This window comes from Martinezella tropici, from assembly GCF_008370325.1.
In the GTDB taxonomy this organism is placed as follows: domain Bacteria; phylum Pseudomonadota; class Alphaproteobacteria; order Rhizobiales; family Rhizobiaceae; genus Rhizobium; species Rhizobium tropici_B.
Genome location: NZ_VNIP01000006.1, coordinates 743,370 through 767,396, shown reverse-complemented (window position 1 = coordinate 767,396; position 24,027 = coordinate 743,370). Strand labels below are relative to the sequence as shown.

The following is a 24,027-nucleotide window of genomic DNA, read 5'->3' as shown; positions in this document are numbered from 1 at the left end:
AGTGAAAACTATCAGGCCGCCTTTAACACAAGGTTATGCGTCGGCCTTCAAGATAGATGACCATGAGCACGTCTGCATCCAATCTTCTTAGAAGCTCACTGATAAGCCTGGCAGCAACATCCATTTCGCTGGTAGCAGGCTTCGCGAGTAGCATCATCGCCGCCCGCCTGCTCGGCCCTGCCGGATCGGGCAAAGTCGCCTATGCATTATGGGTTGCGACGGCGGCCGCAGCGCTGGCAGACATGGGCCTGCCCCAAACCTTGCTGCGCAATGCAGGGAGCCTTTCGGGCAATGGCGACGCATGGAAAATATTGGTCCGTACGGCGCTGCGCAGCTTTCTCATATCCGTCGGCATGATTACCGCGGTTATTCTTCTCTTTACCGCAATTACTTACGTTCACCGCGATGCATGGCATGCCTGGTTCTGGCTGGTCACCGGGCTCTTGTTCCTGAGCTATGCGTTCCATGTATTCTCGACCGCCGTGGCACGTGGAAGAAACCGCTTCGGGCAAACGGCCCGCACGACTTTACTGGGCGGAACGATGCAAGTTCCGCTTGTCTTCGCCGGAGCCTGGCTGCTAGGCCCGACTGGCGCCTTGATCGGCTATGTCGCCCGATATCTGCCGCAGGCGTTGAAATTGCGAGGCTATATTGATCCCGCTTCAAAATACTCGCGGAACGCGCTCACACCGGAAATGTTGCGCTATGGCCGGTACATGTGGCTTAGCGATCTCATCGAGATCCTCGTCCTCTCGCGCATAGAGTTCCTTTTTCTCGGTATCTTTCTCTCTCCGACCAGCATTGGCTACTTCGCGGCGGGCCTCGGCCTGGCCGGACTCATTGAACAGGCCATGCTCCAGATATCGCCGGCATTGATCGTCAATTTCACCGAGGCACATGCGCGAAATGACCAGCAGGCGCTTGATGCGGCGTATCAACGTGTTATCCGTATCGTCGCCCTGATCATGCTGCCGATCAGCCTTGGCGGCGCAACCATCATGCCCGAACTTTTGCCGCTGATCTTCGGCGACGCCTTCGAGCCTGCCATTCCCGCAGCGGCTACCCTACTGGCTTTTGTCTCGCTTGCCGGCATGTCCGTAATCCCGTGGGGTATAATCGGCGCTTCCGGTCGCAGCGCTGTTTTGTTGCGCATACAGATCGCAAGCGGCATATCGACGATAGTGTTGCTGACCGCTCTTGTGCCTCTGCTTGGACTCGAGGGTGCTGCTCTAGCTCGGGCGATGATCGTCATATTGACGTTTACGCTGCTTGGCTTGATGGCTTGGAAATATGTCCGCGTTGCTGTCCCTATCGCGGCCTTGGCAAAAACGATGCTCGCAGCTCTTCTTTGCGCGAGCGCCGCAGGTCTCGGCGTTTACAGCCTCGACGGACTTGCGGCGCTTGTAGTCGCCATTCCCGCCGGAGCAATCACCTACATGCTAGCAATCCGCTTTTTGCGCTTGGTTACACCCGAAGACGTGCAGATTTTGATGGATACGGCGGCGGCGAAGTTGCCGAGAGCATCACGTCCATTCGCCGACAGACTGCTCAATTTCCTCGCTCCGAGCTAATAGATCACTGTGCTTAAAAGACGGCGGCCAAAGTCTGCCGGGCAACCTCGTCCCAGGTCATTATTCCATCGCGGAAAGCCGTCGAACGTCGCATCGCCAGTGCCGCGTCGATCTTCTCTCGCCAGGCAACCTCGCCGTGAAGACGATATGGAATGCCGTTGGCACGTTTAAAGGGAACAAGATCAGGCAGCAGGATCGGCAAGCCGCAATAGCTGTACTGTGCGAGCTTCAGGCTTGATTCAGCGAGATAAACCTCATCGGCTGTGAGCCGATAAGGCGCAATGCCAAAATCCGCATGCTGCAGATAAGGAACGATGCTTTCAAAGTCCCGCTCGCCGTAGATCGTGATATTTGGTTGAGCCCAGCCGCTCCATGCTGCGCCGAAAACGTGAAAATTCACATCAGGAGCAGCCGCCGCCACGGCAGCGACGGAAGCCTGATCAAAGAGCATATTGCCGATGGAAATCGCATTGCGGCTGCCGGGTTGATATGGTGACGGCTGCTCGCGATCAAACAGTGCGGCGTCGACACCTTGAGGAATGACACACACACGCCCCCCCGGTGGCAGCATCGCCCCCAACCTTTCCGAAGGAACGCAAACCGTGTCGAAGCATCCAATCTGAGCGGCCTGAATCTCTTGCAGCACTGGTGCTGCGCCTATGCTGCGCAGCAGGTCGCGGCAAAAATACAAGGTGCGAGCTCTCGAATTCAGCCTTTTAACCTTGTTAAAGAATGCGAGTGCCGAACCACTTTCGATCACGACCAGATCTGCATCGGCGATTGCGCGCCGCGCAAAAGTCGGGAGATAGCTGCCATAGAGCCGAAAGAATGCTGCATTTGTTACATTCAGAAAGCGGTTGCTGGAGCTGAAGGCATGGAACGGAGGAAGATAAGCACCTGCTCTCAAGTTAGCAGCGATAACTTGAAATCGGTTCGCCTGGTCTTGGGACAGCGCGCGAAAGCGTGAGCGATCCTTCAACAGGGTCAGCCAGCTATGTCCTATAGTAACAAAATCGACCTTATCTCCCTGTTCGGCCCAGCAGGACGCGATGAAGTGGATCGACGCCTTGCGGTAGCCGCGCAGAAACGCGTGCGACGTTAGAATCACGATCTTCCGTCGTTGCTTGGCCTCGCTTATGGCCAGCTCTGTATCCCCATTTGCCAAAGGCGGTCCCCAACAGCGACCTTTCGCCGGTTTGTCTCATGACCGACATCAAAACGTCGTTGAAGTTGCGGCGACGAACAATCATGTCCGGGGCGCTGATAGCCGCAACCAAGCCCAATCCATGGGGATATGAACCGCAAAGCGTCTAACAGGCGGTTAAAGTAGCACCATCAATCAACACATTAATAGGTTGTGGTTCTCGTGGATTTGATCAGATTTGATTCACGAACCATCGATCTGCCTTTAGGTCGCGCAAGCTCTCGCTTGCCTGCAAGAAGCGAACAGGTCATTGATAAAGCTGTATGAATGTCCCGCCAGAGGAATACTCCTGCATGAATGCAAAATACGCACTGCCCGCCATCCTGGCCTGCACCTGCGCAGCAACGCCAACTCTGGCTGACAACCCGGCGCAGATGGTCCTGCACGACGGCTTCGACGGTACGGATTTCGCGCCGTCCGGTCATCTTTATTATCGCGATAACTTCGAGCAGAAAGCGGGGGCGATTGAATTTCAATCGGAGGTCAAGCGGACCGGCGCCGGCGCGCTGAAGCTGAGTGTCAAACCATTCTGCCCGCCCGGTAAAGCGAATTGCAGCGAAAGAGCGGAGATCTGGGAGCGTACCAAATATCGCGTACCCTACGATGAGGGAGTTTGGTACGGCTTTGCCGTGAAATTTGCCGATCCCATCCCGTCCGGCGATCATCGTTATCTCATTGCGCAATGGAAACGGGAAATCGGGCCGAAGGCAGAGGGAGATTTCAGCCCCTTCCTGGCCCTGCGGCTGAACAACGGCAAGCTTTTCGCCACAGTGGAAACCAACTACGTCGCACCGACCAGGAACGGCAAATCCAAGGGCGATGGTGAAATTTGTGGTGACGGCGAAACGCCTGTTTGGTTCCGGCCGGACACCAATCAGATGCGTGCCTTGGTCGCGACGGATGATAATTGGAATGACGGCGACGGTGGAGAATTCACCAGTTGCACCAACGCAATCAAGGTAATAAATCGCGGCAACAAGCTACCAACTCCTTCTTCCGGCTGGATCGACTTCGCCATCTACAGCAAACCCGGCCCGGATGGCTCGGGTCATATCGAAATATTCGCTAACAATAAATGGATCGTATCGGTTACCGGCCACATAGGACATGCAGACCACGGGCTTGGAAAGAATCAATACTTTAAATTTGGCCCATATCGCGCCGCCGATACTACGGTTTGGACTCTCTATTATGATGATTTTCGCCGTTCACCGCATTGCGCTGATGTATTGTCGAACCCCGGTCTGTGCCCCATGAAGTGAGATGATAGATGAAGGCACTCCCATCGTTGATAAACGTCGCTGGTGAACGCTGCAAAAATCGCTTTTTTAGCAAATTCCGCCGAACTTTTTCTCCTTTCGTTAGTTATCTTCTTTCGTGAAGGAGGTGACCGAAATGCTTACTACCCATCGCGACTGCAAACAGCACGTGAAGAGGAATGCAATACCATCCCTCGGTGAAATCGAAGGTAGGGTCGCAGTTCTGGAAATTGTTGCTCAATCTGCGTTGACGCACGTCTTTGACGAAGGAGAAGTCGATATTGACGCTGCATTGCTCGCACAAATTCGCAGAGCCATGCATCACAAGTGCAAGGAACTGAAACTCGACGGAGAAGACACGGCATCGGCACTTTCGTATGCCGAGGAGTTGATCGAGGCCGCAGTCAGGGCGTCCTATCCAATTCACCAATAATGCCTTCCAGACCGAAGCTCGCATTATCCCTTCTAGTGGCGCTGGCAATTACGCTCGGCGTCCTTTTGTTTGTTGCGCCACACGGCATAAAGGACAGGCTTACACATCCAACAGCCCGGCCTGAGCATCAGACTCTGCAATGATGTGCCGTAAAGAACCCTTGTCACATTAAGAGACACGCTACCTGTTCCATATCAGGCTGACGTTAACGTCGAGCAATGAAGGCGGTTGCAAATTTCCAAAACCAAAGCAGTGTTTGCTTCACCCCAAACTGATCTCAGCTCCAACAATGAATGGTGTAGCGAATGTCTATGATGGTCAACGCGCCGCTTTACCCTGACGACATTGATGTCCTCGCAGGCGCACTCTTCGCCTGGTGCGCGGAGCGCAGTATAAGACTGCAAAGTCAGGAGGGCCTGTCCGCGGCCAACGTGGCTATCGATCTCTACAATGCCGGTTATCAAACCCAGGACCAGCTTCTGGGCGCTCTGTACGACCATGAGTTTCATTGATGATCAGGTCCAGCACCCATCCATCCTAAAAATCGCGATATAGGACGATCTATATCGAACAGAACGGTGGTACCGTTTCAGTTACAGCAAGTTCTGAGCTACCGTCTCATCTTTCAAAACATTGGCGATGCAGTCCCGCTCTTCAAGGATGCCGGACCATTCGTCCCGACGGTATGCCGAATCATATATTAGCGTAAAAGGCCCCTCGTAGCCGGCGGCGGTGGAAAGCTTGACACAACGAATATAATCCTCGGCATCAAGGCCAGCTGCGGAATAACGCCCCTTTGCGTGGCAAAGCTCGGCGCGACCCATGATCCTCGCGAGATCATCGTATTTTCCGGCACGCTCCCAATTGCCGAAGTCCCCGTTGAGACCGACCTTGCCGTCCAATGCATCAAGAAGTTGGTTGACCTCCGCCGGGCTTGGTAAGAGATCAAACCAGTTTTCGGCTCAATTGGCGACACCCTTGAAGAGCGCTTGCCGCGCAAGGAATGCGAGTTTTGACGGAGATTACAAATAATAGATTGAAATCACAGGAAAATATTGCACTCTGCAGTCCGACGAATTGAAGCGGATAACCTCAATCCACCTGCTTGGACCTCAAAGAACCGCTGCCATGGACGATAGAATTCAATCGAAGGAAAAGCTCAAGCTGATGCGCACGAGTTCGCTGCGGCAACGATATCGCGGTTCGGACGATGCAATGAACAACGAGTGGATTCGGCAATTTATCGTCGCCAACCTTCCAGTCCTGCCCGTTCCCCGCATTACGGACATTCGTCTGCATAAAGCAGGCCCGCAAAGCGGGTTGCGACGCCTCGCCGAGCGGGATCCGCAATTCGGTTCACCCTATTGGGCGCATTATTGGGGAGGAGGCCTGGTTCTGGCGCATTACCTTCTCGACAGGCCGGAAAGCGTGGCCGGCCGTCGCGCGCTGGATCTGGGGGCCGGCTCGGGAATCGTCGGGATTGCAGCCGCAAAAGCAGGGGCCGCGACAGTCCATGCCGCCGACATCGATCCCTATGCCATAGCGACGATCGAGCTCAATGCGGCACTCAATGGTGTAGCGATCAACACGATGCTCGCGGACTTGACGCAAGGCGAACCGCCCGAAGTCGATGTCATATGCGTCGGAGATCTTTTCTATGAAGCGGCTCTTGCCGAGAAAGTCATAGCGTTTCTGGATCACTGCCTGGCACAGGGAATTGACATCTTGATCGGTGATCCCTGGCGCGCGCATCTGCCGAAATCGCGACTTCGGCTTTTGGCGGAATATGCAGTCCAGGATTTCGGCGAGGACACCACAAGGACGTGCCCGGCCGGCGTCTTTGCATTCGAGTGACCACAAGTCACCGAGCAGAGATATTGATGCATCGCAACGATTATGCGGGTTCGGACCGCAATCGTCGCTGCAAATCAGGCGTTCATCTTGGCGCGCCTGCGGTTTCCGCGCTCCAGTCGTTTGGCCAGTTCGGCAAGTTCCGGGCTTGCCGCATCGAAGACAGGCCGCGCATCATCCGGCAGCCAGTGGTTTTCATGCTTGGGTGCTTGCGGTCTTACCCGATCGAGCCGACCAGGCGCATTCGGCATCATCGGGGATATGCGCGACCAATCCGGCTCCTGCAATATCGGTGAGCCGGCGAGAAGCGCGCTGGCAAGATTCTGGAATTCGCTCTGAATGCGCCGCTCGGCCGTGCGGCGCACCCGCCCCGTCCGCGCGCAGAAATCCCGGAAGGATCCGGCAATATGCGGCGCAGCAAGGCAAATAGACCAGCGCGAAAGCAGGATGCGCCGCTCCTCGTCCTGTACGTGAATGCGCAGCCATTCCTGCAAGACCTCCTCCGCCCGGCTGATCGCCGCGGCACTCGGACGATAGCGGATGCGGATATCGGCATGGTCCGTCGGCTCTGGCAAAACCTCCGGCCAAAGCGTCCGCATCCGGTCAGGGCGAACGCCTCGCACATCGAGATGGACCATCGTGTCGGCAGCCTCGACGAAGCGGGCACGGACGATCAGGCTCAAATCAGCGATCTCGGCCGCGTAACTGGACAGGTCATCAAACTGCAAGGCAAATCGGTGCATCAAGTCGTTTCTCCAATTCCTGATAGATCAGCGTGCGCAACGTCGCGCGAATAGGCCAAGGCCGTCGTGCGACCGCATCCGTGCGCAAGGAAGCAAGTGCGATATCGTCGAAGGCGCCTAGTAGATCGCCCGGACGCTGCAGCGCCCAATCCTGGCGCTGCGCAAGGACATCGGACACCGCACCGATCGTGTCCGACCAGAGTTCGTCCCGATTGCTCCCGGTCTGCCGGATGCACCGCAAGACGAAAACCAGATGGCCATCGCCATAGCGACCCCGGATTTCCTGCATCGTCCCGCGCGCGTGACTTTCCGCGGGGGCGCGTCGCCGATGGACCGGAACCAGCTTGATGCCGAGCCCATCGAGAAGAAGATCCAGCCTGCCTTTGGTCATGACAGCTTAACTCCTTTCCTCACTGAATTTGATGCTTTTCCCATTCCAGCAAACGGATCAGGCAACGCCCGCGGCAGTGGCAGGCTTCGGTTTGAAGAAGGCTTCCGCCTTGAAAATTGCCTCGACCCTCGCCCCATCTCGCAGCATCGGCGTATTGAGATAGGCGACCATCGCCTCGCCGGCGGCAGCCTTCGCTGCATCCTGCGTCGCAAAAACGATCGGCTCGCCGCGACTATCGCGGACTATCTCGTTTGTCGCTCGATGCACCTTGCGGATCCAACCGTGATGACCGTCGGCAACGGCTTCAGTTCCGATTTGAAATTCGTTCATAGCAACCTCCTCCGGCCGACGGACCGGATCTGTCTGTTGAGTGTTCTGTTGGGTTTCGATGGGAAGCGTTGGTGATCGTCAGCCCATTTCGACGAGACGTGCCGATTTCTCGGCACGAGTATTTTCGTCTTCAGCGACCCGAAAGTGGATCTGATCCCCTTCCGGCGCACCACAATCTTCATTCTCGCCATATGAGCATGACGATCTGCTGATGATTGATTTTACCGCTACCAGCATGGTGCCGAAGAAAAATGCTGCGCCCACGCAAGCCAGGAAGCCCTGAAGCAATTCGCTCATGACAATCTTCCCAGATCCGGCGCTTCATTGACTGGCTCGCCAAGGGCTATTTCCAATGGCACGATCGCGAGATCGCAGTTCTCGCAATGCAGTTCGATAACTTCCGCAATCGACAGGATGCGCCGGCAACCGGGGCAGCCCAAGAAGCAGTCGAAATATCCCGCGCGGGACGATGCCCTTCTACCCCTTCTGCCTGTGGTCATACCGTCACCTTTCAATACATCCGGCCTAAAATCCGCGGATCGGTCCGCAGCAGCTTACGCCGCAGGCCCCTTGATAAACACCAATTATGTTGATAATAAAGATGATGTCAACATGATTTATGTTGTAAATTTTGCAAGGGTCGAAAAATGCAAAAATCCATGGGCGAACGACTGAAGGCGGCCCGCGAAGCCGCAAATTATCCATCAGCCACGAAGGCAGCGGAAGCGCTCGGCGTGAGCCTGTCCACCTATCGCGCGCACGAGAACGGGCAGAACGAGTTCAATGCAGAAATCGCCAATCGCTACGCCAAGAAATTCGGGACATCTGCCGGCTATCTCCTGACAGGAGAAGGGCCGCGCACGGTGGCGCGTGTGGCGCCGACCATCGTCACCTCATTCGATCCCGACGTGCAGGATCAGGACGGATTTGCCGAAGATGGCGAAGAGCACAGCTATAGCCGCGAGCATTGGACGCCGCAGATCGCAGGCGCGATGCCGGAAGTCGATGTCAAATTGGGAGCCGGAAGCGGCATTATTGGCGAAGTCATCAACCTTCCTGTCGGCTCCGGTAACGTCGCGGGGCATAAAATCGTCGCGGAATGGCTTATTCCCACAGGCTATTTGAGGAACGAGGCAAAGGCCTCGCCGAACCATACCATCATCATGGAAGTCGTCGGCGATTCCATGCAGCCGACCTACATGCCGGGTGATCGCGTCATCGTCGACCTCTCCCAGAACCAAATGACGACGGATACCGTCTACGCCATCAGCGACGGCTATTCCGAACCGCAGATCAAGCGCCTTCAGCGCGTGCCCTTCACCCACCCCAGCCAAGTGAAGATCATTTCGGACAATCCTGCCCTTGAGACGTTCACCGTCGAGCTCGAGCGACTGACAGTCATCGGCCGCATTTGCGGACACATTGCCCGCAAGTAGCTAATCCGCATAGACTTAGAAACACTTTTGGTGTCGTCCTTAATTGAAACAACATAAATAATGTTGACACGTATTATGTTTATGTGCAGTATCCATATCAAGTGCCGTCGGCCCTGAAAGGATTGAGCCCGCGCAAGACGTAAAGCTTGCGCGAAGTCAGCGAAACCGGACAGGCCACGGTATCGATATTCGATCCGAAGAAATATCGAAAGGAGATTGCCGTAATGCTCGGAGCACCGCTTCATATCTCGCCGGGGTCAGCCGGGACTTCGAAAGCCGCTGATTTTCAGGAAGCAAACGCCTTCCCTGCATCGATTGCGCAAATGGAGGTATGATCATGCAAGCCAGCCCCGCCTTCTCCTGCGAATATTCATTCGACGAGCTCAGCATTCGCCTCTGCGATCGCTGGGAAACCGGGCTGTTGCTCTATGGCCGCGCTGAATTGACCTCTGCCGGAGATGATTATGAAGACGAATTTTACGTCTCGGCTATCCGCCTCGATGGTGGCGCGAGATTGGCGAGACCGAGCCTTTCGAACGCTGCCAGCAGCTTCGAAATGGAGCTATTTCGACGGATCGCTGCGGTCATCGAAGATGACAGGACGCATGCCGGCCGCCACGCCGCAGAGCTTTTTGCCAATGAGCTGGAGCAATGCCGGCAAATCGATCATGATGAGCCCCGCAAGCTTGAGCAAGAGCGAATTCTCGAACAACTGATGTAACCGGAAGCATGTGACAATCGCAACCAGACCGCGCGGGGTCATAGATGGAAATCTCACAAAGCGAGTTCGAACAAATCCGCCGGCTTGAGGAAGAATTGCATCGTCCTGAAATTCGGCAATCCGCACGCACGGTGGCAAGCCTCCTCGCGAAAGGCTTTGTCGAATTCGGGAGTTCGGGAACGATCTACGATGATAGGGACGAGCTCATCATGCATCTAGCGGCGGAAAAAACAGAACCGCCCTCACAGCCCGTCATGGCGCGCGATTATACCTTTCGGTCGATTTCCCCTGACGCCGTCCTCGTCACATATCGAAGCGTTCGATCTGCAGAAGGAGACAAACCTGCCCGACATGTCCTGCGAAGTTCGATTTGGCAGCGCATCGATGGTCGATGGCAGATGATATTTCATCAAGGCACGCCGACAATGCCGGATGACTGAAGCCGGCAAATTGTATGACCTGCGCTTCAATACACCCACCTGCTCCGTCGATGCGGCTTCCATATAGGCAGTAGTCGACGCTAAAGCTTCTGCTCTGGCTGCGAATGCCATTCGGCACCATAATGCGCATGAACATTTCCTCTGTACTCCATTCGAGACAAGCCATTGCGTTTAGAGAATACGCAACCAAACCATCAACATGGAAGACCCTATCGTTGACCGAATTACGCGCAGAAAAGCCGGAGGATATTGACGCCATCCGCAAAGTCACCATCGCCGCCTTCGACGGCGCGGAGCATAGTTCCGGCACGGAGGCCGCAATCGTGGATACCTTACGAAACGCGGGAGCGCTGACGGTTTCACTCGTCGCCATGGAGAATGACCAGATCGTCGGGCATGTGGCCTTTTCGCCCGTCGCCATCGAATCCGGAGCCGAAAAATGGTACGGCCTCGGCCCGGTCTCTGTCCGGCCCGACCGGCAGGGCCACGGCATTGGAAAGGCGCTGATAGAGACAGGACTGGCCCGCCTGAAAGAGCACGGCGCCAATGGCTGCGTCGTCCTCGGCGATCCCCGCTACTACGCCCGCTTCGGCTTCACGAGCGACCCTGCCCTGCGCTACGCCGACGTGCCCGCCGAATATTTTCAGCGCATCGTATTCGAGGGAGCTGCGCCAACCGGCGCGGTCGCATATCACGCCGGATTCGATGCGGCATAGAGCAGTCGGCTGCCACATGGCGTCCGCCCGAAACAGGCAATTCGCCCGATGAAGACCACAGGTCATTGAAGAGCCCCCAAATGGCGATGGGCCGCTCATGGCACCGCCCTGAAAGGGACTTGGCTCTATTGAGTTGGTAAAGCCTCGCAATCCAGCACGATAATATACGAATTAATGGGACGATTACACCAATTGCGCACTCGCATAGGTAAAGGGCGGATGCCAATCTAGTGTAAATTACAGCCTCTGAATGAGGAGCGGACCGTGGAAGCTATTATTCCCATCATCCAATTCATTGCCCAGAACCTTGAGAACGTTAATCCAAAGATCAGCGCCGCGATTCTGGGTGTCGTTGTTCTCGTCTTGACGACATTTCTTTCAATTCGCAAGCCGATGCCGGCAGCCAGTCCAACGCCCGTGATACCTCCACGAGATGGAGAAGATATCGACGAACTAAAGGAGGAAATTGCCGAAGTAAGGGAGACTGCCGCTGAGAGGGCACGTCAAATTGAAAGCATGGCAGAAAACCCCAAATTTTCTACGGCTGAACATCTCTATTTCAATGTCAATGGCGTAGCCAACGCTGCCTTTATACTTGCCGTCGGCTTTTTGATTTTCGAGTCGTGGACGCTCAAGCAACGGCTTTTGCGTCTGACCGATCAAGTAGCAGCGAAGGTACCTTCCTTACAAAGACCCGTGATCCGCGGGCTTTTGGATACAGGGCTGGCCGATATCGGAAACGAGCTTTCAATGCTGTTGGCAGCACTAGCTGTCACAATCATCATTTGTGTTCTCCTCGTTTCGATCGCCCGCGCAAGGATCGGCAGGTCGTTCGCGATAATAAACCGCTCGTTCCAACTATCACTTCTAGTTGTAATTGTAGCTTTCGTTACTGTGGTGCTCGTCTTCTCGCTACCACAGAGCTGACTATCATATCGACCTTGCAGCCCACAGGATGGCTTTGCCTATGGGGAAACATATTCGCGCGAGAATTGCACACAATTAGAAAGCTGAGCGGTCAAAATCATCATGATGCCCCGTTGGTCAATAAGTATCTTTGACCATAGCGTAACGACAAGCCAATTCACCCACAACGCTCCAACACAGGAGGTTAAAATGGAAGTGGTGATCGCATCACGCGATATTTCAGCAATTTTCCATGTAAGCCATTGAAAGAAATGGTGGGCCCGGAGGGACTCGAACCCCCAACCAAGCGGTTATGAGCCGCCGGCTCTAACCATTGAGCTACAGGCCCGGCGCGACAAAAACTTCGCGCTTGCGACTCCGGAGCAATGGTTCCCCGCAGCCGACTTGGCTCTAACCCAATTTCTCTTTTCGGACAAGGGACTGCCGTAATAGCTTCACAATCAATCCGCAAAAGCGAATCCCGAGGAATTATCAACCAAGGAACGAACCATGCTTCTGACGAAAACCAGAGATTTTGCTCTTGCCGCTCTTGTGAGCGCCGCTTTCTTCGTGCCTGCGGCTGCAGCCTTTGCCGAAGACGCCAAGCCGCGGGAAGCCGTCATCACCGTCACTGGTGAAGGACATGCGGCCATTGCGCCGGATATGGCCGTTGTAACGCTGTCGGTCGTCCAGCAGGCGAAGGCAGCTCAGGATGCGCTCGACCAAAACAGCAAGGCCATGGGCGCCGTACTGACGACGCTGAAGGAGAGCGGTATTGCCGAACGCGATCTGCAGACCTCGGGCTTTTCGATCCAGCCGCAATATACCTATCCGAACGACAAGGACGGCCGTGGCCAGCCGCCGGTCCTGACCGGCTATCAGGTGACGAACGGCCTGACCGTTCGTGTGCGTGACCTCTCGAAGCTCGGCGGCCTGCTTGACCAGGCAGTCAAGCTCGGCATCAACCAGGGCGGCGATATTCAATTCACCAACGACAAGCCGGATACGGTTCTTGAAGAAGCCCGTAAGAAGGCCGTCGCCGATGCCGCCGCCAAGGCGAAGACCCTGACGGATGCCGCCGGCGTCAAGCTTGGCCGCGTCATCGCGATCCATGAGGGTGGGGTCGCTGCTCCGCCGCAGCCCTACATGCGCAGCATGGCCGCAGCAGCGCCGATGGATAAGGCTGTTCCGGTCGCAACCGGTGAGAACGAGTACAACGCTTCGGTGAGCATCACCTACGCGATCCAGCAATAGAGCAATTCCAGGAAAAGTGCTGAGCGGTTTTCCGTCCGGAATTGCTAGACAACAAAGAGATAGAGCGGATCAGAGATTCCGTGAAAAGCTGAACCGCTCTTGATCAAAACAAAACCGCCCTTCGCTCAAATCCATTTCGGACCGAGCAAAGGACGGTTTCGCGGCCCCCGCCAAAAAAGGCGAAAAGGTCAACATGAAGAGCGGGCGCCTTGCGCGCCCGCAATGCTTATCAGCGGCCAAGCAGCGGGCAGCCGCGAACATTGGCAAACATCATCGTATCCGGACCGCGGCGACCGAAGCCATCGACGATGACGCGGCGCGGCGTCACATCCACGACGCGGGCACGACGCAGACCGTAGCTGCGGGCAACGTCGATAGCCTGACGCGGGTCGCAGCCGCGGCGGTCGAAACGCGGCGGCGGCCGATCATAGTCTGGCGGTGGCGGGCGATGCCGGCCGGGACCGACATAGATATCAACGCCCTGCGCGGCAGCAAAATCCGCCGTGCCCGACAGAGCAGTCACTGCGACCGCAAGGGTGACCCCCAGCTTTGCCAGCATTTGTTTCATTATGTACTCCGTAAATCAAAACCGCCCTCATCTCCGCAGTATTTGCCGAGCGAACGAGCAAGAGGTAACGATGCGACACTGAACGAGCTCAGAATCAGCCACTCATCCAATATTCAGCTACAATGAACGCTAAAATGACACCAGATGGCCAATAATAGCACAACGTAAATAATAAAGCCGCCTGCCTTTCGGCGGCGGCTTCGAATCCGTCGAATAGATGTGGAAAACTTCGGTGCGCTGCGATCAGCGGCGGATCAGCGGGCAACCGCGCACGTTTGCGAAGACGACGCGATCCGGACCACGGCGGCCGAACCCTTCGACCACGACGCGGCGCGGCGTGATGTTGTCGATGCGGGCGCGGCGCAGGCCCATGTCGCGTGCCTTCTGAACGGCGAGGCCCGGCGAGCAGCTGCGGCCGCGATAGTGGTCATAGCGTGCCTGCTGGATGCCGGGATGGAAATCGTTAGCCGATGCGGTGACGGCCGTTGCGGAGATGGCGCCGAGAGCGATGAGGGCTGCAATACCTGCCTTGGCGAAAAGATTGGTCATGGTGTTTCTCCTTCAAATCCTTGCTGCGGATCGTTGCAATCCCGTTATCGGGCCGGTTAATGACCGACACCTTTGGGATTGAGGGCACGTTAGGTCAGCCAAGCTGAACCGAACGCGAATTGGCCGTTCAGATTGTATTCAGGACGCTTAACAACCGGTTGACGCGAGGTATGCAAAGGGCTCAGGCAGAAAAATGCAGCACGATTTCACGCCGGTGCGGCCGGTCGCGGTGCTCGAAAAGATAGATCCCTTGCCAGGTGCCGAGTGCCAGCCGGCCGGCCATTACCGGAATTCCGATCGAAACCTGAGTCAGCGCCGCCTTGATATGCGCCGGCATATCGTCCGGCCCCTCCAGCGTATGCACGATCCAGCGCATCGAAGGATCGGAGGATGGCGGCACGAGCCGGCTGAAGAAAGCCTTGAGATCCGTCTTCACATCGGGATCGGCATTCTCCTGAATGAGAAGGGAACAGGACGTATGGCGCACGAAGACGGTCAAGAGCCCCTCGCCGCCGCCCGCCACTGTCCGAACGAATTCCGCCGCCTCCTCGGTGAATTCGTAGAGCCCCTGCCCGTGGGTGGCGAGCGTAACAACGGTTTGCGGCATGGCATTTCCCTGACGTGGCGATGGCACTCCGCATCAGGTCGGGCGCAGTGGCCGGAATGTCAAGTCCGGCCACTGCCTACCGCCTATAGTGCAACGGCGATTTTGAAGCCGCCATAGATCATGCGCTTGCCATCGAAGGGCATGTTTTTCATTTCATGCTCCAAACGCGGATCGGCCATGACCTTTGCCATGATCGCGTCGCGGCTCTCCCGCGATTCATAGGTGATCCACGAAAACACCACGACCTCGTCTTCCGTCGCCTGCACCGCACGCGGGAAGGAGGTGAGTTCGCCATAGGGCACGTCGTCCCCTATCGCCTCGACATAGCTGAGCGCACCATATTCGCGCCAGACCTCTCCGCCTTTGCGCGCCAATGCCTTATAGGCCTCGATCTTGTCTTTCGGCACGGCAACAACAAAACCATCGACATAGGACATTTTTGCCTCCTTTGTTTTATGCTCACCTTTGAAGGACGATCGAGAATGACCGGATCCGACATAGGTTCAGCACTTTTTCGATTCAGCGCTTTTCGCCTTCGATTTGATCAGATCGGACGGACAAGAATTCGCACAGTACCCATCCGAAGGGACGTCAATGGAGATAGAATATAGCGACAATCCAAATCTCGGAAATGAGGCGCTCAATGCCCTATGGGCATCTGCCTGGGAGGCCTCCTCCGCGCGGGATTTCCAACCGATCTTTTCCAGAAACCTCGCCCATGTCGGCGCATTCGCCGACGCGAGGCTGGTCGGTTTCGTCAATGTCGCTTGGGATGGCGGCATTCACGCTTTCATTCTCGACACCTGCGTCGATCCTGCATTTCGGCGACAGGGCATTGCGAGCTCCTTGGTCGAGCGGGCGAAAATCCTGGCTCGCGAGGGCGGCGCTGAATGGCTGCATGTCGATTTCGAACCACACCTTACCGGCTTTTATCGAAAACTTGGTTTCGCCTCCACCGAGGCCGGCCTGATAAGATTGCGCGATTGAGGCAGGCGCCCTAATCCGACGAGCGGATTTGCGAAAGCAACCAATTGCGAAACAGCACTGCCGCTGGATTCAGCAAGGCGTTCGGTGGATAAAGAAGATTGTAGCTGACGGCGGCCGGCTGCACCTCGACGAAACACCGAACCAGCGTCTTCTCGGCGAGATCGCGAGCGACCAGCGAGCTGCGAACAAGAGCGAAACCACGGCCTTGCCGGCAGGCTTCAAGCATGGCGGCGAAGGAATCGAACAACGGCGCCTCCTCCACCGCCCGCGCGATGTCAAAACGCGGAATTGCCTCGCCATTGTTCCCGCCGGTGATCTGCTCGTACCAGCGTTGCCAATCCAGTATCGTATGCCGCATGCCGGCATAACGCAGCAGCGGCGCGGCCCTTATGCCCTCGCGTGGCGGCAATCGTTCCGATAGCTGCGGCGAACTGACGACGAACTCCTCGTCCGTCAGCAGTTCCTCCTGCGTGAGGCCTGCCTCGGCACGGCCAAGCCAGATTGCCAGATCGGCACCGCCAGGCTGGAAATCGGGGCGCTGATAACCGACGGCCATTTTCACTTCGATTTCCGGATGACGCTGGCAGAAATCCGGCAGGCGTGTCGCCAGCCACTGGCTCGAAAATTCCGGAGTGACCGAAACGGCGATGCTGCGAACCGAGACGCTCGCGCGCGCCTGGTAAAGTGCTGCCTCCAGTTCGGCAATCGTTCCAACGACTGCCGGATGCAGGCGCGCACCCAATGGCGTCAGTCTTGCGCCGTTTCGGCCTCGGTCGAATAACCGCCCTCCGATCCATCCTTCGAGCTGAGCAAGCTGATGGCTGACGGCCGTCTGCGTCTGCCCGATCCGTTCCGCGGCGCGACCGAAGCCGCCGGTTTCAGCGATCGCGCAGAATGTCTGCAGCACGGATAGCGGTGGAAGCGGTCTCTTTCCCATGAAAATCTCGCATACATTGGAGCGCAACGCTTCATTATACACCACGTTATTTTAGGGGCATATGTCTATTCTCGAGAGCATTTAGGTCGAGATCAGATGAATATCCTTCATGATTACCGCGCCAAGTCATGGATAACGCGGCTTCTGTTTCGACAAAGCAACGGTGAAAAATGGCCGCATGCGAAAGGCAACGGCAAGCGGGACGTATTGCCTTTGGCAAACAGGCATTTGCTACGAGATGTCGGGCTGGACAGCCTTGCACAAGTGCATCGGGGCGATGAAGGCCGTTAGCCCCTGAGCGTCTTCACCTTGGTCAGATCCGGGAAAAGCCGCATCCAGAGCAGCACCACGAATATGGTGCCGAGGCCGCCGACAATGCCGGTCAAGACCGGCCCAAGCACGCTCGCAAGCATGCCGGACTCGAATTCGCCAAGCTGGTTGGACGTGCCGATGAAAAGTGAATTCACAGCATTGACGCGGCCGCGCATGGCATCCGGCGTGAGAAGCTGCACGAGCGAGCTCCGCACGACGACACTGACGGTATCAGATGCACCGACGACAAAGAGCGCGGCGACGGATAGCATGATATTGCTCGAGAGCGCGAAGACGACGGTGGCAACGCCGAAAATCAGCACCGCGAACAGCATCTTCTTGCCGACATCCGTCTGCAGTGGCCGGCGTGCCAGCCAGATCGACATGGCCAGCGCCCCGATCGCTGGCGCGGCGCGCAGGAGGCCAAGTCCCCACGGCCCTGCATGCAGGATATCGCGCGCAAACATCGGCAACAGCGCCGTTGCACCGCCAAGCAGGACGGCGAAGAGATCGAGCGAGATCGTCCCCAGCATGACCGGCCGGCTTTTGATGAAGGAGACACCGGCAAAAACGGAGCTCAGCGTCATCGGTTCGCGAGATGGAGCCTGTCGCTGCTCAAGGCGGATCGAGATGACATTGATGCTGGCAATGACATATAGCCCGGCGGAAGCGGCAAAGGGCGCAACAGGGCTGACGCCATAGAGCAGGCCGCCGAGCGACGGACCGATGATGAAGGCCGTCTGCATCATCGAGGTGGAGGTGGCGATGGCCACCTGCAGCAGCGAGGACGGCACGATGTTGGGCAGTAGCGCCGCCATTGTGGGACGCTCGAAGGCCGTTGCCGCCCCCATGACGGCGACGGCCGCCAGGATCCCGGCGGGACTTATCCAGCGCTGCCAGACGGCCACGGCCAGCACCAGTGCGGTCAGCGCTTCGATCAATTGGCAGGCAAGACCGATGCGTCGCCGATCGAACCGATCGGCGACATGACCGACCACGAAGGTCAGGATGACCATGGGCAGGAATTGGCACAAGCCGACGAGCCCGAGGAAAAAGGCGCTGTGGGTCTGGTCATAGATCATCCAGCCCATGGCGACGGTCACGGATTGAAAGCCTATCGAGGAAAAAACGCGCGATGCCGCAAAGGAACGGTAACCAGAGTGCCCGAGCACGCTCGGCCGGTCTTGAGTCTGCAGGGTATCCATCGGCCTTCTTCGTCCGCCTGCGCGGATGCGCGGAGACTTGCTTTTCAATCGTTCGAAATCTATCGAAGCCCCTGCTCTGCCTGAACAAGCGGCTTGTCAACCAGGTTTTTGCCGTCGTTGCGAATTCGTTGCAGATGTCAGATCAAATCGCGGTGAAGAAGGGCTGAGAAGCCCCTGTGTGGCCGTGATCGACCAGATGGCGGCCAGCTCCGCCGCAATTGCATCGACCAGCCTTGGAATGTCGCTGCGCGCCTCGTCGTGCATCGCCTCGGCGACGATCAGCACGGAGCGCGTGTCGTCGCGCACTGCAGACAGGCCGCTTTGCCGATTGGTCCAGCGCCGGGCATGCGCCTGCCCCACCGCATCCGCAAAAATCACCTCTTTCGGTTCCGGGCGCTCCGTCTCGCCGGAAAAGGTCAGATAACTTTCGCTGCCGTCGGCATGCCGCACTTCGAGATCACCAGATATTTTCGCGAGATCCAGAGCGGCGACGGGAATGGCAAAGGCAATCGAAATGGCATTGCAGAGATCGACGAGCGGGTGTAGCTGCGGCAACGATCCCTCCTGGCGAAACCGGCGAAGCAGCGCCTCGGACGCACAGCGATATTGCGTCGGCTTCAATCCCATCTTCGAAAACGTCCGCCGCCAGGCCTGTATTTCTGGCATCTCGCTTTCGCTACCCTGCGCCAGCCGCTCGGCGGCGATCGTATGATATCCAGCGATGCGATCCGTAACATCGACATCGGAACCGATCCCCTCGGCGAACAGCACGCCGGGAACCAGTTCGGGAAACTCGCTCCACATCTCGTTCGAATGGCGGAAAAACATGGGCATCTCCTTCTGCATATTTTTGCTTGGCGCCGCAGAAAACCCCGTCGTCACTATCAGGTCTTGAATAAAATTGCGGAGGTCTCAGCCAATAGCCGCGGCATAGGCACCTGGCGAAAGGCCGAAGTTGCGGACGAAAAGGCGCGTCATGTGACTCTGATCGGCAAAGCCGCTGGCAAAGGCCGCTTCTGCCAGGGACGTGCCCGCGGCAATCAAACGCCGGGCTTCCTGAATCCGACGTTGCAGGAGATAGGCGTGAGGTGTGAGCCCGGTTGCGTTGGTGAAGGCGCGCAGGAATTGGAAGTGACTCAACCCGCACAAGCCGGCGAGTTCGGCAAGGGTCAAAGGAGCGGCAGGATCGTCATCGATCAGATCACGCGCCCGGCTGATGGCCGCTGGAACTGCGGCGTCACGCGAGCCGCCTGTCCCCTCGCGCATCACGGCAGCGACGAGCAAGAGCAGCAAACCATCCCGCAAGAGCACGTCCTGCGGTGCGTTGCTTATGACGAGCGGAAACAAGGTTTTGAAACATGCAGCCATCTCGCTGTTGCGGATGACGGGCGACGGGAACTCCGCCGCTCCAAACCGGCCTTCCCCGATGTCGCGCATCAGATCGCCGATGAGGAGAGGATCGAAATAAAGCATGGACCAGGCGCGGCTCTCGCCGACGGGCATGCCGTCATGCACCTCGTTCGGGTTGACGCTGATGACGTCCCCGGCTTCGGCCCGTACCATCCCTCGCCCGCTGAGCGATGCCTGTGCGCCGGCCTCGATAATGCCGATTCCGAACTGATCATGCGTATGCTTGGGAAAGCTGTGGTCCGTTTCAGCCCTGACAGCCTCGATGCCGGCGACATCGGAGCGATATATCTTAAACTGAGAGGACCTCATCCGCACCGTCTCCTATCCCGCCAATATCGCTGCGCCAGCGATGGCAGCGGCGCCCAGCATCGCTTTTAGACGGTAATGTCGCGCGCCCGCGATCGGGAAGCAAGGTTCAAGCGCCTCCGGCCGCCCTGTCGTCTTCCGCCGTCACCAGTGCCGCCTGCGTGTTGCCGGCAACCGCGGTCGGCAGCGGCGTGCCGCGCTTGCGCTCTCGCGCCAGTGTCAGCAGGCCGGAAAAGATGATGAGGACGATGCCGACGGCCATCGCCATGTCGATGCTGTCGTTGAACAGCAGGTAGCCGAAGGCGATCGCCCACAGCATCTGACTATATTGCGGCGGCGCGACCAGATTGGCGGGCGCCATCTGCGCGGCGGTCAAAAGCAAGACGCTACCGAACGCGCCAAGCAGGCCGTAACTCGCCAGAAAAATCCATTGGGTCGGCGTCGGTAAGGTGACCTCCGAAAGCATGAGGAGGCCGCTGACGATAAACGTTCCGAAAAGGCCTGCACCATAGAGCGAGATGCGCTTCTCCTTCGTGCCGAGGGCGCGATTGATGACGATGGAGATTGCTGCGGCGAGGCCGCCGATCGCCGCGCAGAGATGGCCGACGGAAAGTTCGCGGAAACCGGGACGCAAAACGATCAATACGCCTACAAAACCGAGAATGACGGCCGTCCAGCGCTGCCAGCGCACATCTTCCTTGAGAAAGATCACCGAGAGAATGGTGACGAAAGACGGCAGCAGAAACAGCAGTGCAAAGGCTTCCGCCATCGGCAGCTTGGTGAAGGCGATGACGGAGCAGATGGCGCCGGTCGCGCCGCAGACGAAGCGCAGCAGCCACAAGGGACGGTTCGACGTCCGCACTATGTCAAGCCACTCGTCCTCCCGCCGCTTCAGGAAAGGCACCGCGGCAAAGCCGAACAGCGCGCCGATGAAGGCGACCTGATAGGAAGGAATGACCCCATGCAGGATTTTGATCGAGGCATCGCTGAAGGCGAAGACGCCATAGGACGCGAATGCCACAAGGACACCACGCAGGGTGGAGCGGCCAGCGGCCGCGGAACTGGAATCGACTGTAATCGAGGACATCGGAATCGTTGGAAAGTGCGATGGGAGGACACTGAATCAGGTAGATACAGGCAATTATATGATGAAATGAGCTGAATTTCGATTGGCTGGGAATAAACTATTGTTTCAGACACATCAGATAAGCTGCTTGGCGGATTAGTTCGTTGGAAGATTGAGGTTTTTCCATTGATCTTGTGGTATGGGGGCGCCAAGGCGATACGCAAAGGATACCACTTTCATCGCACCGCTATCGACGTTACATTTCACCCCAACATAGTGATAGCCATCGGACGTTCGATACACCGCCTTGTCCGTCTCTATACTCCGGCTGGCGCTTCGGCTCTCGGAAGAATGCGGCAAACCAAAACGCAGTATATGTAACCCAGCGGCGTTAAGTTGAGCCGCACCCTCGGAGTTGCAAAGTTGACTTATCCGCATTTGTGCGGAAAGTTGCTTCCATTGCGCTAAAAAGCCCTTTGGAAGTCGAGAAAGCTCATCCGCTGAGTACAATCGCTTGGCTTGAACAAACTGCCCGGCAGAAGCGGCGAAACCCGCTTTTGGAGACGCAGCGGCGCTCGCCTTTTGCTCTCCCTCTGTGGGCTTGGACGGAGAGGTCTGCCCGCGTTGCTCCAGCGTTGGCTCGATCACGAGCCCTGTGCCACCCTCCGTTGGCGAGTTGCCGGGCGAATTTTTCGCCTCGCCCGTTTTCGGTTGTCCGGATGCCATGACGCCTGGAACAGTCACGTTTGCGGCATCCTTCCTGGACTGAAGCTCATCGGATGGATCAACTTTAGTGTCCGACGACGAATCTGTGGCAAGCACTTGCGGTGTAGATATAGATGCCGACTGGCTTGGCTGGTCGGAGTTTAAGGAACCCATACCCGATTCATTGGGCTCGCCTCGTTCCGAAGGCTCAGAATTTTGCAGTTGAGAGTTGGAATCGGCTGTAGTCGACTGCGGAATCTCAGACTCCGAAGTTGTAGGATTCTCGGTCGCTTGCGCGGCAACTGGCGAATCTTTGTCGCCAGCAGCGGCAGATGTCTGAGATTCCTTCAGCGGTTGGCTATCATTTATTTTAGGCGATAGAGTTGCGTTCTCCACTTTAGATGCCGAAGACGAATCCTCTTTATTCAGATCTTCGTCCTCGGAATTAGCCCCCTTTTGCTTGGGATCAGGATCCGACGGCCTCGGTTCGAGAGGTTTTTCCTTTGCTTCGGGCGGCGTCTCCGTAGCCGAAGCCTGCTGCTCAGCCTTATCGACGGGCTTGTCAGCGCCGGGATCGTCAGGCTTGGGTGCAGGCTTCTCCACCTGCTCCACCGGCTTGTCGGCCTTCGCTTCGTCGAGTTTGGCTGGAGGCTTTTCCGCAGCTTCCTTGCCCTGAGGATCGGATTGTTTTGGCGGCTGTTCGTCCGCTTTCTTTCCCTGCGGCTGCTGCGGCTCCTGTTGGGTTTCGGCCGCCTGCTCCGCCGGCTTCTCGTCAGGTTTCGGCATCGGCTTCGGAGGCTGATCAGGCTTCTCGTTCGCCTTCGTCGCAAGCTCCTGCTTTTCCTCCTGCTGCGGCACCAGCTCGACATTGACGCTCTGCTCGGGCTTCGCCTCCGGCGGTGCAGGCAGCAGCGGCAGCAGAAAAATCGCGACAAACAGGACGTGCAGAAGGATCGACAGGACAAAGCCCGGCCTTATTTCCCTATCCCGTTTTTCCGCAGCCTTTTCCATCGTTCAGCGGAAGGCTCGCGAAGCGAAAGCAATCAGGCGAAAACAACGCATCGATTCATTCGATCCTTACTGGCAAACAGATCAGAAGACTTTTCGGTCGCTGACATATGGTACCCGACCACGCGCCGCGAAAGAGGCATCTGTCGAAATCGAACTTGTCAGGCCGCCGCGCGATCCGCAATGGCGCAAAAACAAACCTGTGTGATCGCATAGCGCGAAAGCCTGCGCATCCACCGTTAGAAGAATTCGTCCAATAGCCGATAGTAAGCCATCTTTTCGGCTTTCGGTTCAAAATTGCCATAGACCTTCAAAAACTCGGCAACCAATTCTTCCCCGAAATTGTATTCGATGCTGCCACAGACAAGCGCAATATCCTGATGACGATCCGCAATACCGAGACGGCCGCAATCGATAAAACCGCTGAATCTATCGCCATCGGCCATGAAGTTCGGAAGGCAGGCATCGCCATGGGTGACGACGAAATCCTCTGTTGACGGTCTCTTGGCCTCAAGCTCACGGAAAAGATCCTCCGCCGACCTTCCCAGCCGGGTCTCGTCGAAGTCATCTTCATCGACATGGCCGGCAAGCAAGCGCGCTCTTGCCGTTTCAATTCTGTTCTCCAGTCGATGATCGAAGGGGCAGGCAGCGATGTCGATGGCATGCAAACGCCGCAAAGCATTCGCCAGAAGACGCACGCGTTCGACTGGCGGCGTCAGTTCCTCGCTGACGAGATCGCTGCCTGGGAGCGCGCTCATCAAAAGCCATTCCCGCTCGCCGTCGCTCTCATGGGCAATGACGTCCGGGCAGGCAAGACCCTGGGAGGCGAGCCATCGCAGCCGGGCAACTTCATCTGTCAGCTCGCCCAAGGGATCGACCAGCTCGGTCTTCAGATAGACAGGCGCGCGTCCATCGGCCTCAAGCCGAAAGACATGGGCCGAGGAACGGCCGAGCGCATCCTGCCGCCATTCATATCCAGCCAACGCATCGCGTAGCCGCATTGGGATGGGTGTTTCCATGAATTGCGGCTTGCTTGCCATGATCAGACCCTTGATGCCTATATCATCAATGAAAAGCCCGGCTCACTTTCGCGAACCGGGCCTGATTTCATA

The 24,027-nt window shown here is 57.1% G+C and carries 30 protein-coding genes, 1 tRNA gene and 1 pseudogene; 14 read left to right on the top strand and 18 right to left on the bottom strand.

The window, feature by feature from the left end; translation table 11 throughout:
- The first annotated feature begins 62 nt into the window (after positions 1-62).
- Positions 63-1,571 (top strand): lipopolysaccharide biosynthesis protein, encoded by a 1,509-nt coding sequence (locus tag FP026_RS12135; RefSeq protein ID WP_149634852.1) that lies wholly within the window; start codon positions 63-65, stop codon positions 1,569-1,571.
- Between the two features lie 13 nt (positions 1,572-1,584).
- Here FP026_RS12135 and FP026_RS12130 read toward each other — a convergent pair whose 3' ends face one another.
- The gene (locus FP026_RS12130; RefSeq protein WP_188112555.1) at positions 1,585-2,736 is read right to left on the bottom strand and encodes a polysaccharide biosynthesis protein GumK; all 1,152 of its coding nucleotides are present in this window, start codon (positions 2,734-2,736) and stop codon (positions 1,585-1,587) included.
- Positions 2,737-3,068: 332 nt separating this feature from the next.
- Between FP026_RS12130 and FP026_RS12125 the strand changes: the two genes are divergently transcribed.
- The 3 genes from FP026_RS12125 (at position 3,069) to FP026_RS12115 (ending at position 4,979) form a co-directional block, all read left to right on the top strand.
- Positions 3,069-4,037 (top strand): polysaccharide lyase, encoded by a 969-nt coding sequence (locus FP026_RS12125; protein ID WP_149634851.1) that lies wholly within the window; start codon positions 3,069-3,071, stop codon positions 4,035-4,037.
- A 133-nt stretch (positions 4,038-4,170) separates the two neighbouring features.
- Positions 4,171-4,467, top strand: coding sequence for a hypothetical protein (locus FP026_RS12120; protein WP_149634850.1), 297 nt, complete (start codon positions 4,171-4,173; stop codon positions 4,465-4,467).
- Between the two features lie 305 nt (positions 4,468-4,772).
- Positions 4,773-4,979, top strand: coding sequence for a hypothetical protein (locus tag FP026_RS12115; protein WP_149634849.1), 207 nt, complete (start codon positions 4,773-4,775; stop codon positions 4,977-4,979).
- Positions 4,980-5,060: 81 nt separating this feature from the next.
- Here FP026_RS12115 and FP026_RS12110 read toward each other — a convergent pair.
- Positions 5,061-5,426, bottom strand: a pseudogene (locus FP026_RS12110) (sugar phosphate isomerase/epimerase); the annotation flags it as partial.
- A 256-nt stretch (positions 5,427-5,682) separates the two neighbouring features.
- On the opposite strand from FP026_RS12110, the gene FP026_RS12105 reads away from it, so the two are divergent.
- Positions 5,683-6,321, top strand: a complete 639-nt coding sequence (locus FP026_RS12105; protein ID WP_149634977.1) for a class I SAM-dependent methyltransferase — start codon at positions 5,683-5,685, stop codon at positions 6,319-6,321.
- 74 nt (positions 6,322-6,395) lie between these two features.
- Here FP026_RS12105 and FP026_RS12100 read toward each other — a convergent pair whose 3' ends face one another.
- From FP026_RS12100 to FP026_RS12085, 4 genes are all read right to left on the bottom strand, one after another.
- Positions 6,396-7,061: a DUF6362 family protein gene (locus FP026_RS12100; RefSeq protein ID WP_149634976.1), complete on the bottom strand. Its 666-nt coding sequence runs from the start codon at positions 7,059-7,061 to the stop codon at positions 6,396-6,398.
- Positions 7,036-7,452, bottom strand: a complete 417-nt coding sequence (locus tag FP026_RS12095) for a hypothetical protein (RefSeq protein ID WP_149634848.1) — start codon at positions 7,450-7,452, stop codon at positions 7,036-7,038. Before FP026_RS12095 ends, FP026_RS12100 begins: the two co-directional genes overlap by 26 nt.
- Before the next feature lie 57 nt (positions 7,453-7,509).
- Positions 7,510-7,782, bottom strand: a complete 273-nt coding sequence (locus FP026_RS12090; protein ID WP_149634847.1) for a hypothetical protein — start codon at positions 7,780-7,782, stop codon at positions 7,510-7,512.
- Positions 7,783-7,860: 78 nt separating this feature from the next.
- Positions 7,861-8,079, bottom strand: a complete 219-nt coding sequence (locus tag FP026_RS12085) for a hypothetical protein (RefSeq protein ID WP_149634846.1) — start codon at positions 8,077-8,079, stop codon at positions 7,861-7,863.
- Positions 8,080-8,429: 350 nt separating this feature from the next.
- On the opposite strand from FP026_RS12085, the gene FP026_RS12080 reads away from it, so the two are divergent.
- The 6 genes from FP026_RS12080 (at position 8,430) to FP026_RS12055 (ending at position 12,022) form a co-directional block, all read left to right on the top strand.
- Positions 8,430-9,218: an XRE family transcriptional regulator gene (locus FP026_RS12080; protein ID WP_149634845.1), complete on the top strand. Its 789-nt coding sequence runs from the start codon at positions 8,430-8,432 to the stop codon at positions 9,216-9,218.
- Between the two features lie 146 nt (positions 9,219-9,364).
- Positions 9,365-9,553 (top strand): hypothetical protein, encoded by a 189-nt coding sequence (locus FP026_RS12075; protein WP_149634844.1) that lies wholly within the window; start codon positions 9,365-9,367, stop codon positions 9,551-9,553.
- Between the two features lie 2 nt (positions 9,554-9,555).
- Complete coding sequence (locus FP026_RS12070) at positions 9,556-9,939, top strand: hypothetical protein (protein WP_246665315.1); 384 nt, start codon at positions 9,556-9,558, stop codon at positions 9,937-9,939.
- Positions 9,940-9,983: 44 nt separating this feature from the next.
- Positions 9,984-10,379 (top strand): DUF4440 domain-containing protein, encoded by a 396-nt coding sequence (locus FP026_RS12065; protein ID WP_149634843.1) that lies wholly within the window; start codon positions 9,984-9,986, stop codon positions 10,377-10,379.
- 215 nt (positions 10,380-10,594) lie between these two features.
- Positions 10,595-11,095 (top strand): GNAT family N-acetyltransferase, encoded by a 501-nt coding sequence (locus tag FP026_RS12060; RefSeq protein ID WP_246665314.1) that lies wholly within the window; start codon positions 10,595-10,597, stop codon positions 11,093-11,095.
- A 264-nt stretch (positions 11,096-11,359) separates the two neighbouring features.
- A complete protein-coding gene (locus tag FP026_RS12055; RefSeq protein ID WP_149634842.1) occupies positions 11,360-12,022 on the top strand; it encodes a hypothetical protein in 663 nt (220 codons plus the stop codon).
- 252 nt (positions 12,023-12,274) lie between these two features.
- Here the strand turns inward: FP026_RS12055 and FP026_RS12050 are convergent.
- Positions 12,275-12,350: transfer RNA gene (locus tag FP026_RS12050), tRNA-Ile, on the bottom strand.
- 161 nt (positions 12,351-12,511) lie between these two features.
- Between FP026_RS12050 and FP026_RS12045 the strand changes: the two genes are divergently transcribed.
- On the top strand, positions 12,512-13,255 hold the full coding sequence (locus FP026_RS12045) for an SIMPL domain-containing protein (protein ID WP_149634841.1): 744 nt from the start codon (positions 12,512-12,514) through the stop codon (positions 13,253-13,255).
- Positions 13,256-13,484: 229 nt separating this feature from the next.
- Here FP026_RS12045 and FP026_RS12040 read toward each other — a convergent pair whose 3' ends face one another.
- From FP026_RS12040 to FP026_RS12025, 4 genes are all read right to left on the bottom strand, one after another.
- Complete coding sequence (locus tag FP026_RS12040) at positions 13,485-13,823, bottom strand: hypothetical protein (RefSeq protein WP_149634840.1); 339 nt, start codon at positions 13,821-13,823, stop codon at positions 13,485-13,487.
- Between the two features lie 243 nt (positions 13,824-14,066).
- Positions 14,067-14,372 carry a hypothetical protein gene (locus tag FP026_RS12035; RefSeq protein ID WP_149634839.1) on the bottom strand — a complete coding sequence of 102 codons (306 nt, stop codon included), beginning with the start codon at positions 14,370-14,372 and terminating at the stop codon, positions 14,067-14,069.
- Positions 14,373-14,553: 181 nt separating this feature from the next.
- Positions 14,554-14,979, bottom strand: coding sequence for a secondary thiamine-phosphate synthase enzyme YjbQ (locus FP026_RS12030; protein WP_149634838.1), 426 nt, complete (start codon positions 14,977-14,979; stop codon positions 14,554-14,556).
- An 83-nt stretch (positions 14,980-15,062) separates the two neighbouring features.
- The gene (locus tag FP026_RS12025; protein ID WP_149634837.1) at positions 15,063-15,416 is read right to left on the bottom strand and encodes a DUF1428 domain-containing protein; all 354 of its coding nucleotides are present in this window, start codon (positions 15,414-15,416) and stop codon (positions 15,063-15,065) included.
- Between the two features lie 157 nt (positions 15,417-15,573).
- Here FP026_RS12025 and FP026_RS12020 point away from each other — a divergent pair, with 157 nt between their 5' ends.
- Complete coding sequence (locus FP026_RS12020) at positions 15,574-15,966, top strand: GNAT family N-acetyltransferase (protein WP_149634836.1); 393 nt, start codon at positions 15,574-15,576, stop codon at positions 15,964-15,966.
- Positions 15,967-15,976: 10 nt separating this feature from the next.
- On the opposite strand, the gene FP026_RS12015 is transcribed toward FP026_RS12020, so the two are convergent.
- Positions 15,977-16,903 (bottom strand): LysR substrate-binding domain-containing protein, encoded by a 927-nt coding sequence (locus FP026_RS12015; RefSeq protein WP_149634835.1) that lies wholly within the window; start codon positions 16,901-16,903, stop codon positions 15,977-15,979.
- A 96-nt stretch (positions 16,904-16,999) separates the two neighbouring features.
- Between FP026_RS12015 and FP026_RS12010 the strand changes: the two genes are divergently transcribed.
- Positions 17,000-17,194 carry a hypothetical protein gene (locus tag FP026_RS12010; protein ID WP_149634834.1) on the top strand — a complete coding sequence of 65 codons (195 nt, stop codon included), beginning with the start codon at positions 17,000-17,002 and terminating at the stop codon, positions 17,192-17,194.
- Here the strand turns inward: FP026_RS12010 and FP026_RS12005 are convergent.
- The 6 genes from FP026_RS12005 to FP026_RS11980 all read right to left on the bottom strand — a co-directional run bounded on the left by FP026_RS12005 (position 17,191) and on the right by FP026_RS11980 (position 23,955).
- Positions 17,191-18,420: an MFS transporter gene (locus FP026_RS12005; RefSeq protein ID WP_149634833.1), complete on the bottom strand. Its 1,230-nt coding sequence runs from the start codon at positions 18,418-18,420 to the stop codon at positions 17,191-17,193. The two genes, FP026_RS12010 and FP026_RS12005, sit on opposite strands and share 4 nt — an antisense overlap.
- A gap of 96 nt (positions 18,421-18,516) precedes the next feature.
- Positions 18,517-19,248, bottom strand: coding sequence for a B3/B4 domain-containing protein (locus FP026_RS12000; protein ID WP_149634832.1), 732 nt, complete (start codon positions 19,246-19,248; stop codon positions 18,517-18,519).
- Positions 19,249-19,332: 84 nt separating this feature from the next.
- Positions 19,333-20,139, bottom strand: coding sequence for an AraC family transcriptional regulator (locus FP026_RS11995; RefSeq protein WP_149634831.1), 807 nt, complete (start codon positions 20,137-20,139; stop codon positions 19,333-19,335).
- Between the two features lie 106 nt (positions 20,140-20,245).
- Positions 20,246-21,223 (bottom strand): DMT family transporter, encoded by a 978-nt coding sequence (locus FP026_RS11990; protein ID WP_149634830.1) that lies wholly within the window; start codon positions 21,221-21,223, stop codon positions 20,246-20,248.
- 135 nt (positions 21,224-21,358) lie between these two features.
- Positions 21,359-22,918, bottom strand: a complete 1,560-nt coding sequence (locus FP026_RS11985; protein ID WP_149634829.1) for a DUF930 domain-containing protein — start codon at positions 22,916-22,918, stop codon at positions 21,359-21,361.
- Between the two features lie 236 nt (positions 22,919-23,154).
- Positions 23,155-23,955: an APH(3')-II family aminoglycoside O-phosphotransferase gene (locus tag FP026_RS11980; protein ID WP_188112553.1), complete on the bottom strand. Its 801-nt coding sequence runs from the start codon at positions 23,953-23,955 to the stop codon at positions 23,155-23,157.
- Positions 23,956-24,027: the final 72 nt, after the last annotated feature.

What these genes read in the sequence shown, in the direction of transcription:
- FP026_RS12085 (WP_149634846.1), bottom strand. Translation starts at nt 8,079, where the DNA reads ATGAGCGAATTGCTTCAGGGCTTCCTGGCTTGCGTGGGCGCAGCATTT.
- FP026_RS12025 (WP_149634837.1), bottom strand. Translation starts at nt 15,416, where the DNA reads ATGTCCTATGTCGATGGTTTTGTTGTTGCCGTGCCGAAAGACAAGATC.
- FP026_RS12020 (WP_149634836.1), top strand. Translation starts at nt 15,574, where the DNA reads ATGGAGATAGAATATAGCGACAATCCAAATCTCGGAAATGAGGCGCTC.
- FP026_RS12010 (WP_149634834.1), top strand. Translation starts at nt 17,000, where the DNA reads ATGAATATCCTTCATGATTACCGCGCCAAGTCATGGATAACGCGGCTT.
- FP026_RS12070 (WP_246665315.1), top strand. Translation starts at nt 9,556, where the DNA reads ATGCAAGCCAGCCCCGCCTTCTCCTGCGAATATTCATTCGACGAGCTC.
- FP026_RS12090 (WP_149634847.1), bottom strand. Translation starts at nt 7,782, where the DNA reads ATGAACGAATTTCAAATCGGAACTGAAGCCGTTGCCGACGGTCATCAC.
- FP026_RS12105 (WP_149634977.1), top strand. Translation starts at nt 5,683, where the DNA reads ATGAACAACGAGTGGATTCGGCAATTTATCGTCGCCAACCTTCCAGTC.
- FP026_RS12135 (WP_149634852.1), top strand. Translation starts at nt 63, where the DNA reads ATGAGCACGTCTGCATCCAATCTTCTTAGAAGCTCACTGATAAGCCTG.
- FP026_RS12065 (WP_149634843.1), top strand. Translation starts at nt 9,984, where the DNA reads ATGGAAATCTCACAAAGCGAGTTCGAACAAATCCGCCGGCTTGAGGAA.
- FP026_RS12115 (WP_149634849.1), top strand. Translation starts at nt 4,773, where the DNA reads ATGTCTATGATGGTCAACGCGCCGCTTTACCCTGACGACATTGATGTC.
- FP026_RS12035 (WP_149634839.1), bottom strand. Translation starts at nt 14,372, where the DNA reads ATGACCAATCTTTTCGCCAAGGCAGGTATTGCAGCCCTCATCGCTCTC.
- FP026_RS12120 (WP_149634850.1), top strand. Translation starts at nt 4,171, where the DNA reads ATGCTTACTACCCATCGCGACTGCAAACAGCACGTGAAGAGGAATGCA.
- FP026_RS11990 (WP_149634830.1), bottom strand. Translation starts at nt 21,223, where the DNA reads ATGTCCTCGATTACAGTCGATTCCAGTTCCGCGGCCGCTGGCCGCTCC.
- FP026_RS12125 (WP_149634851.1), top strand. Translation starts at nt 3,069, where the DNA reads ATGAATGCAAAATACGCACTGCCCGCCATCCTGGCCTGCACCTGCGCA.
- FP026_RS12005 (WP_149634833.1), bottom strand. Translation starts at nt 18,420, where the DNA reads ATGGATACCCTGCAGACTCAAGACCGGCCGAGCGTGCTCGGGCACTCT.
- FP026_RS11995 (WP_149634831.1), bottom strand. Translation starts at nt 20,139, where the DNA reads ATGAGGTCCTCTCAGTTTAAGATATATCGCTCCGATGTCGCCGGCATC.
- FP026_RS12000 (WP_149634832.1), bottom strand. Translation starts at nt 19,248, where the DNA reads ATGTTTTTCCGCCATTCGAACGAGATGTGGAGCGAGTTTCCCGAACTG.
- FP026_RS11980 (WP_188112553.1), bottom strand. Translation starts at nt 23,955, where the DNA reads ATGGCAAGCAAGCCGCAATTCATGGAAACACCCATCCCAATGCGGCTA.
- FP026_RS12095 (WP_149634848.1), bottom strand. Translation starts at nt 7,452, where the DNA reads ATGACCAAAGGCAGGCTGGATCTTCTTCTCGATGGGCTCGGCATCAAG.
- FP026_RS12045 (WP_149634841.1), top strand. Translation starts at nt 12,512, where the DNA reads ATGCTTCTGACGAAAACCAGAGATTTTGCTCTTGCCGCTCTTGTGAGC.
- FP026_RS12015 (WP_149634835.1), bottom strand. Translation starts at nt 16,903, where the DNA reads ATGGGAAAGAGACCGCTTCCACCGCTATCCGTGCTGCAGACATTCTGC.
- FP026_RS11985 (WP_149634829.1), bottom strand. Translation starts at nt 22,918, where the DNA reads ATGGAAAAGGCTGCGGAAAAACGGGATAGGGAAATAAGGCCGGGCTTT.
- FP026_RS12030 (WP_149634838.1), bottom strand. Translation starts at nt 14,979, where the DNA reads ATGCCGCAAACCGTTGTTACGCTCGCCACCCACGGGCAGGGGCTCTAC.
- FP026_RS12080 (WP_149634845.1), top strand. Translation starts at nt 8,430, where the DNA reads ATGCAAAAATCCATGGGCGAACGACTGAAGGCGGCCCGCGAAGCCGCA.
- FP026_RS12100 (WP_149634976.1), bottom strand. Translation starts at nt 7,061, where the DNA reads ATGCACCGATTTGCCTTGCAGTTTGATGACCTGTCCAGTTACGCGGCC.
- FP026_RS12040 (WP_149634840.1), bottom strand. Translation starts at nt 13,823, where the DNA reads ATGAAACAAATGCTGGCAAAGCTGGGGGTCACCCTTGCGGTCGCAGTG.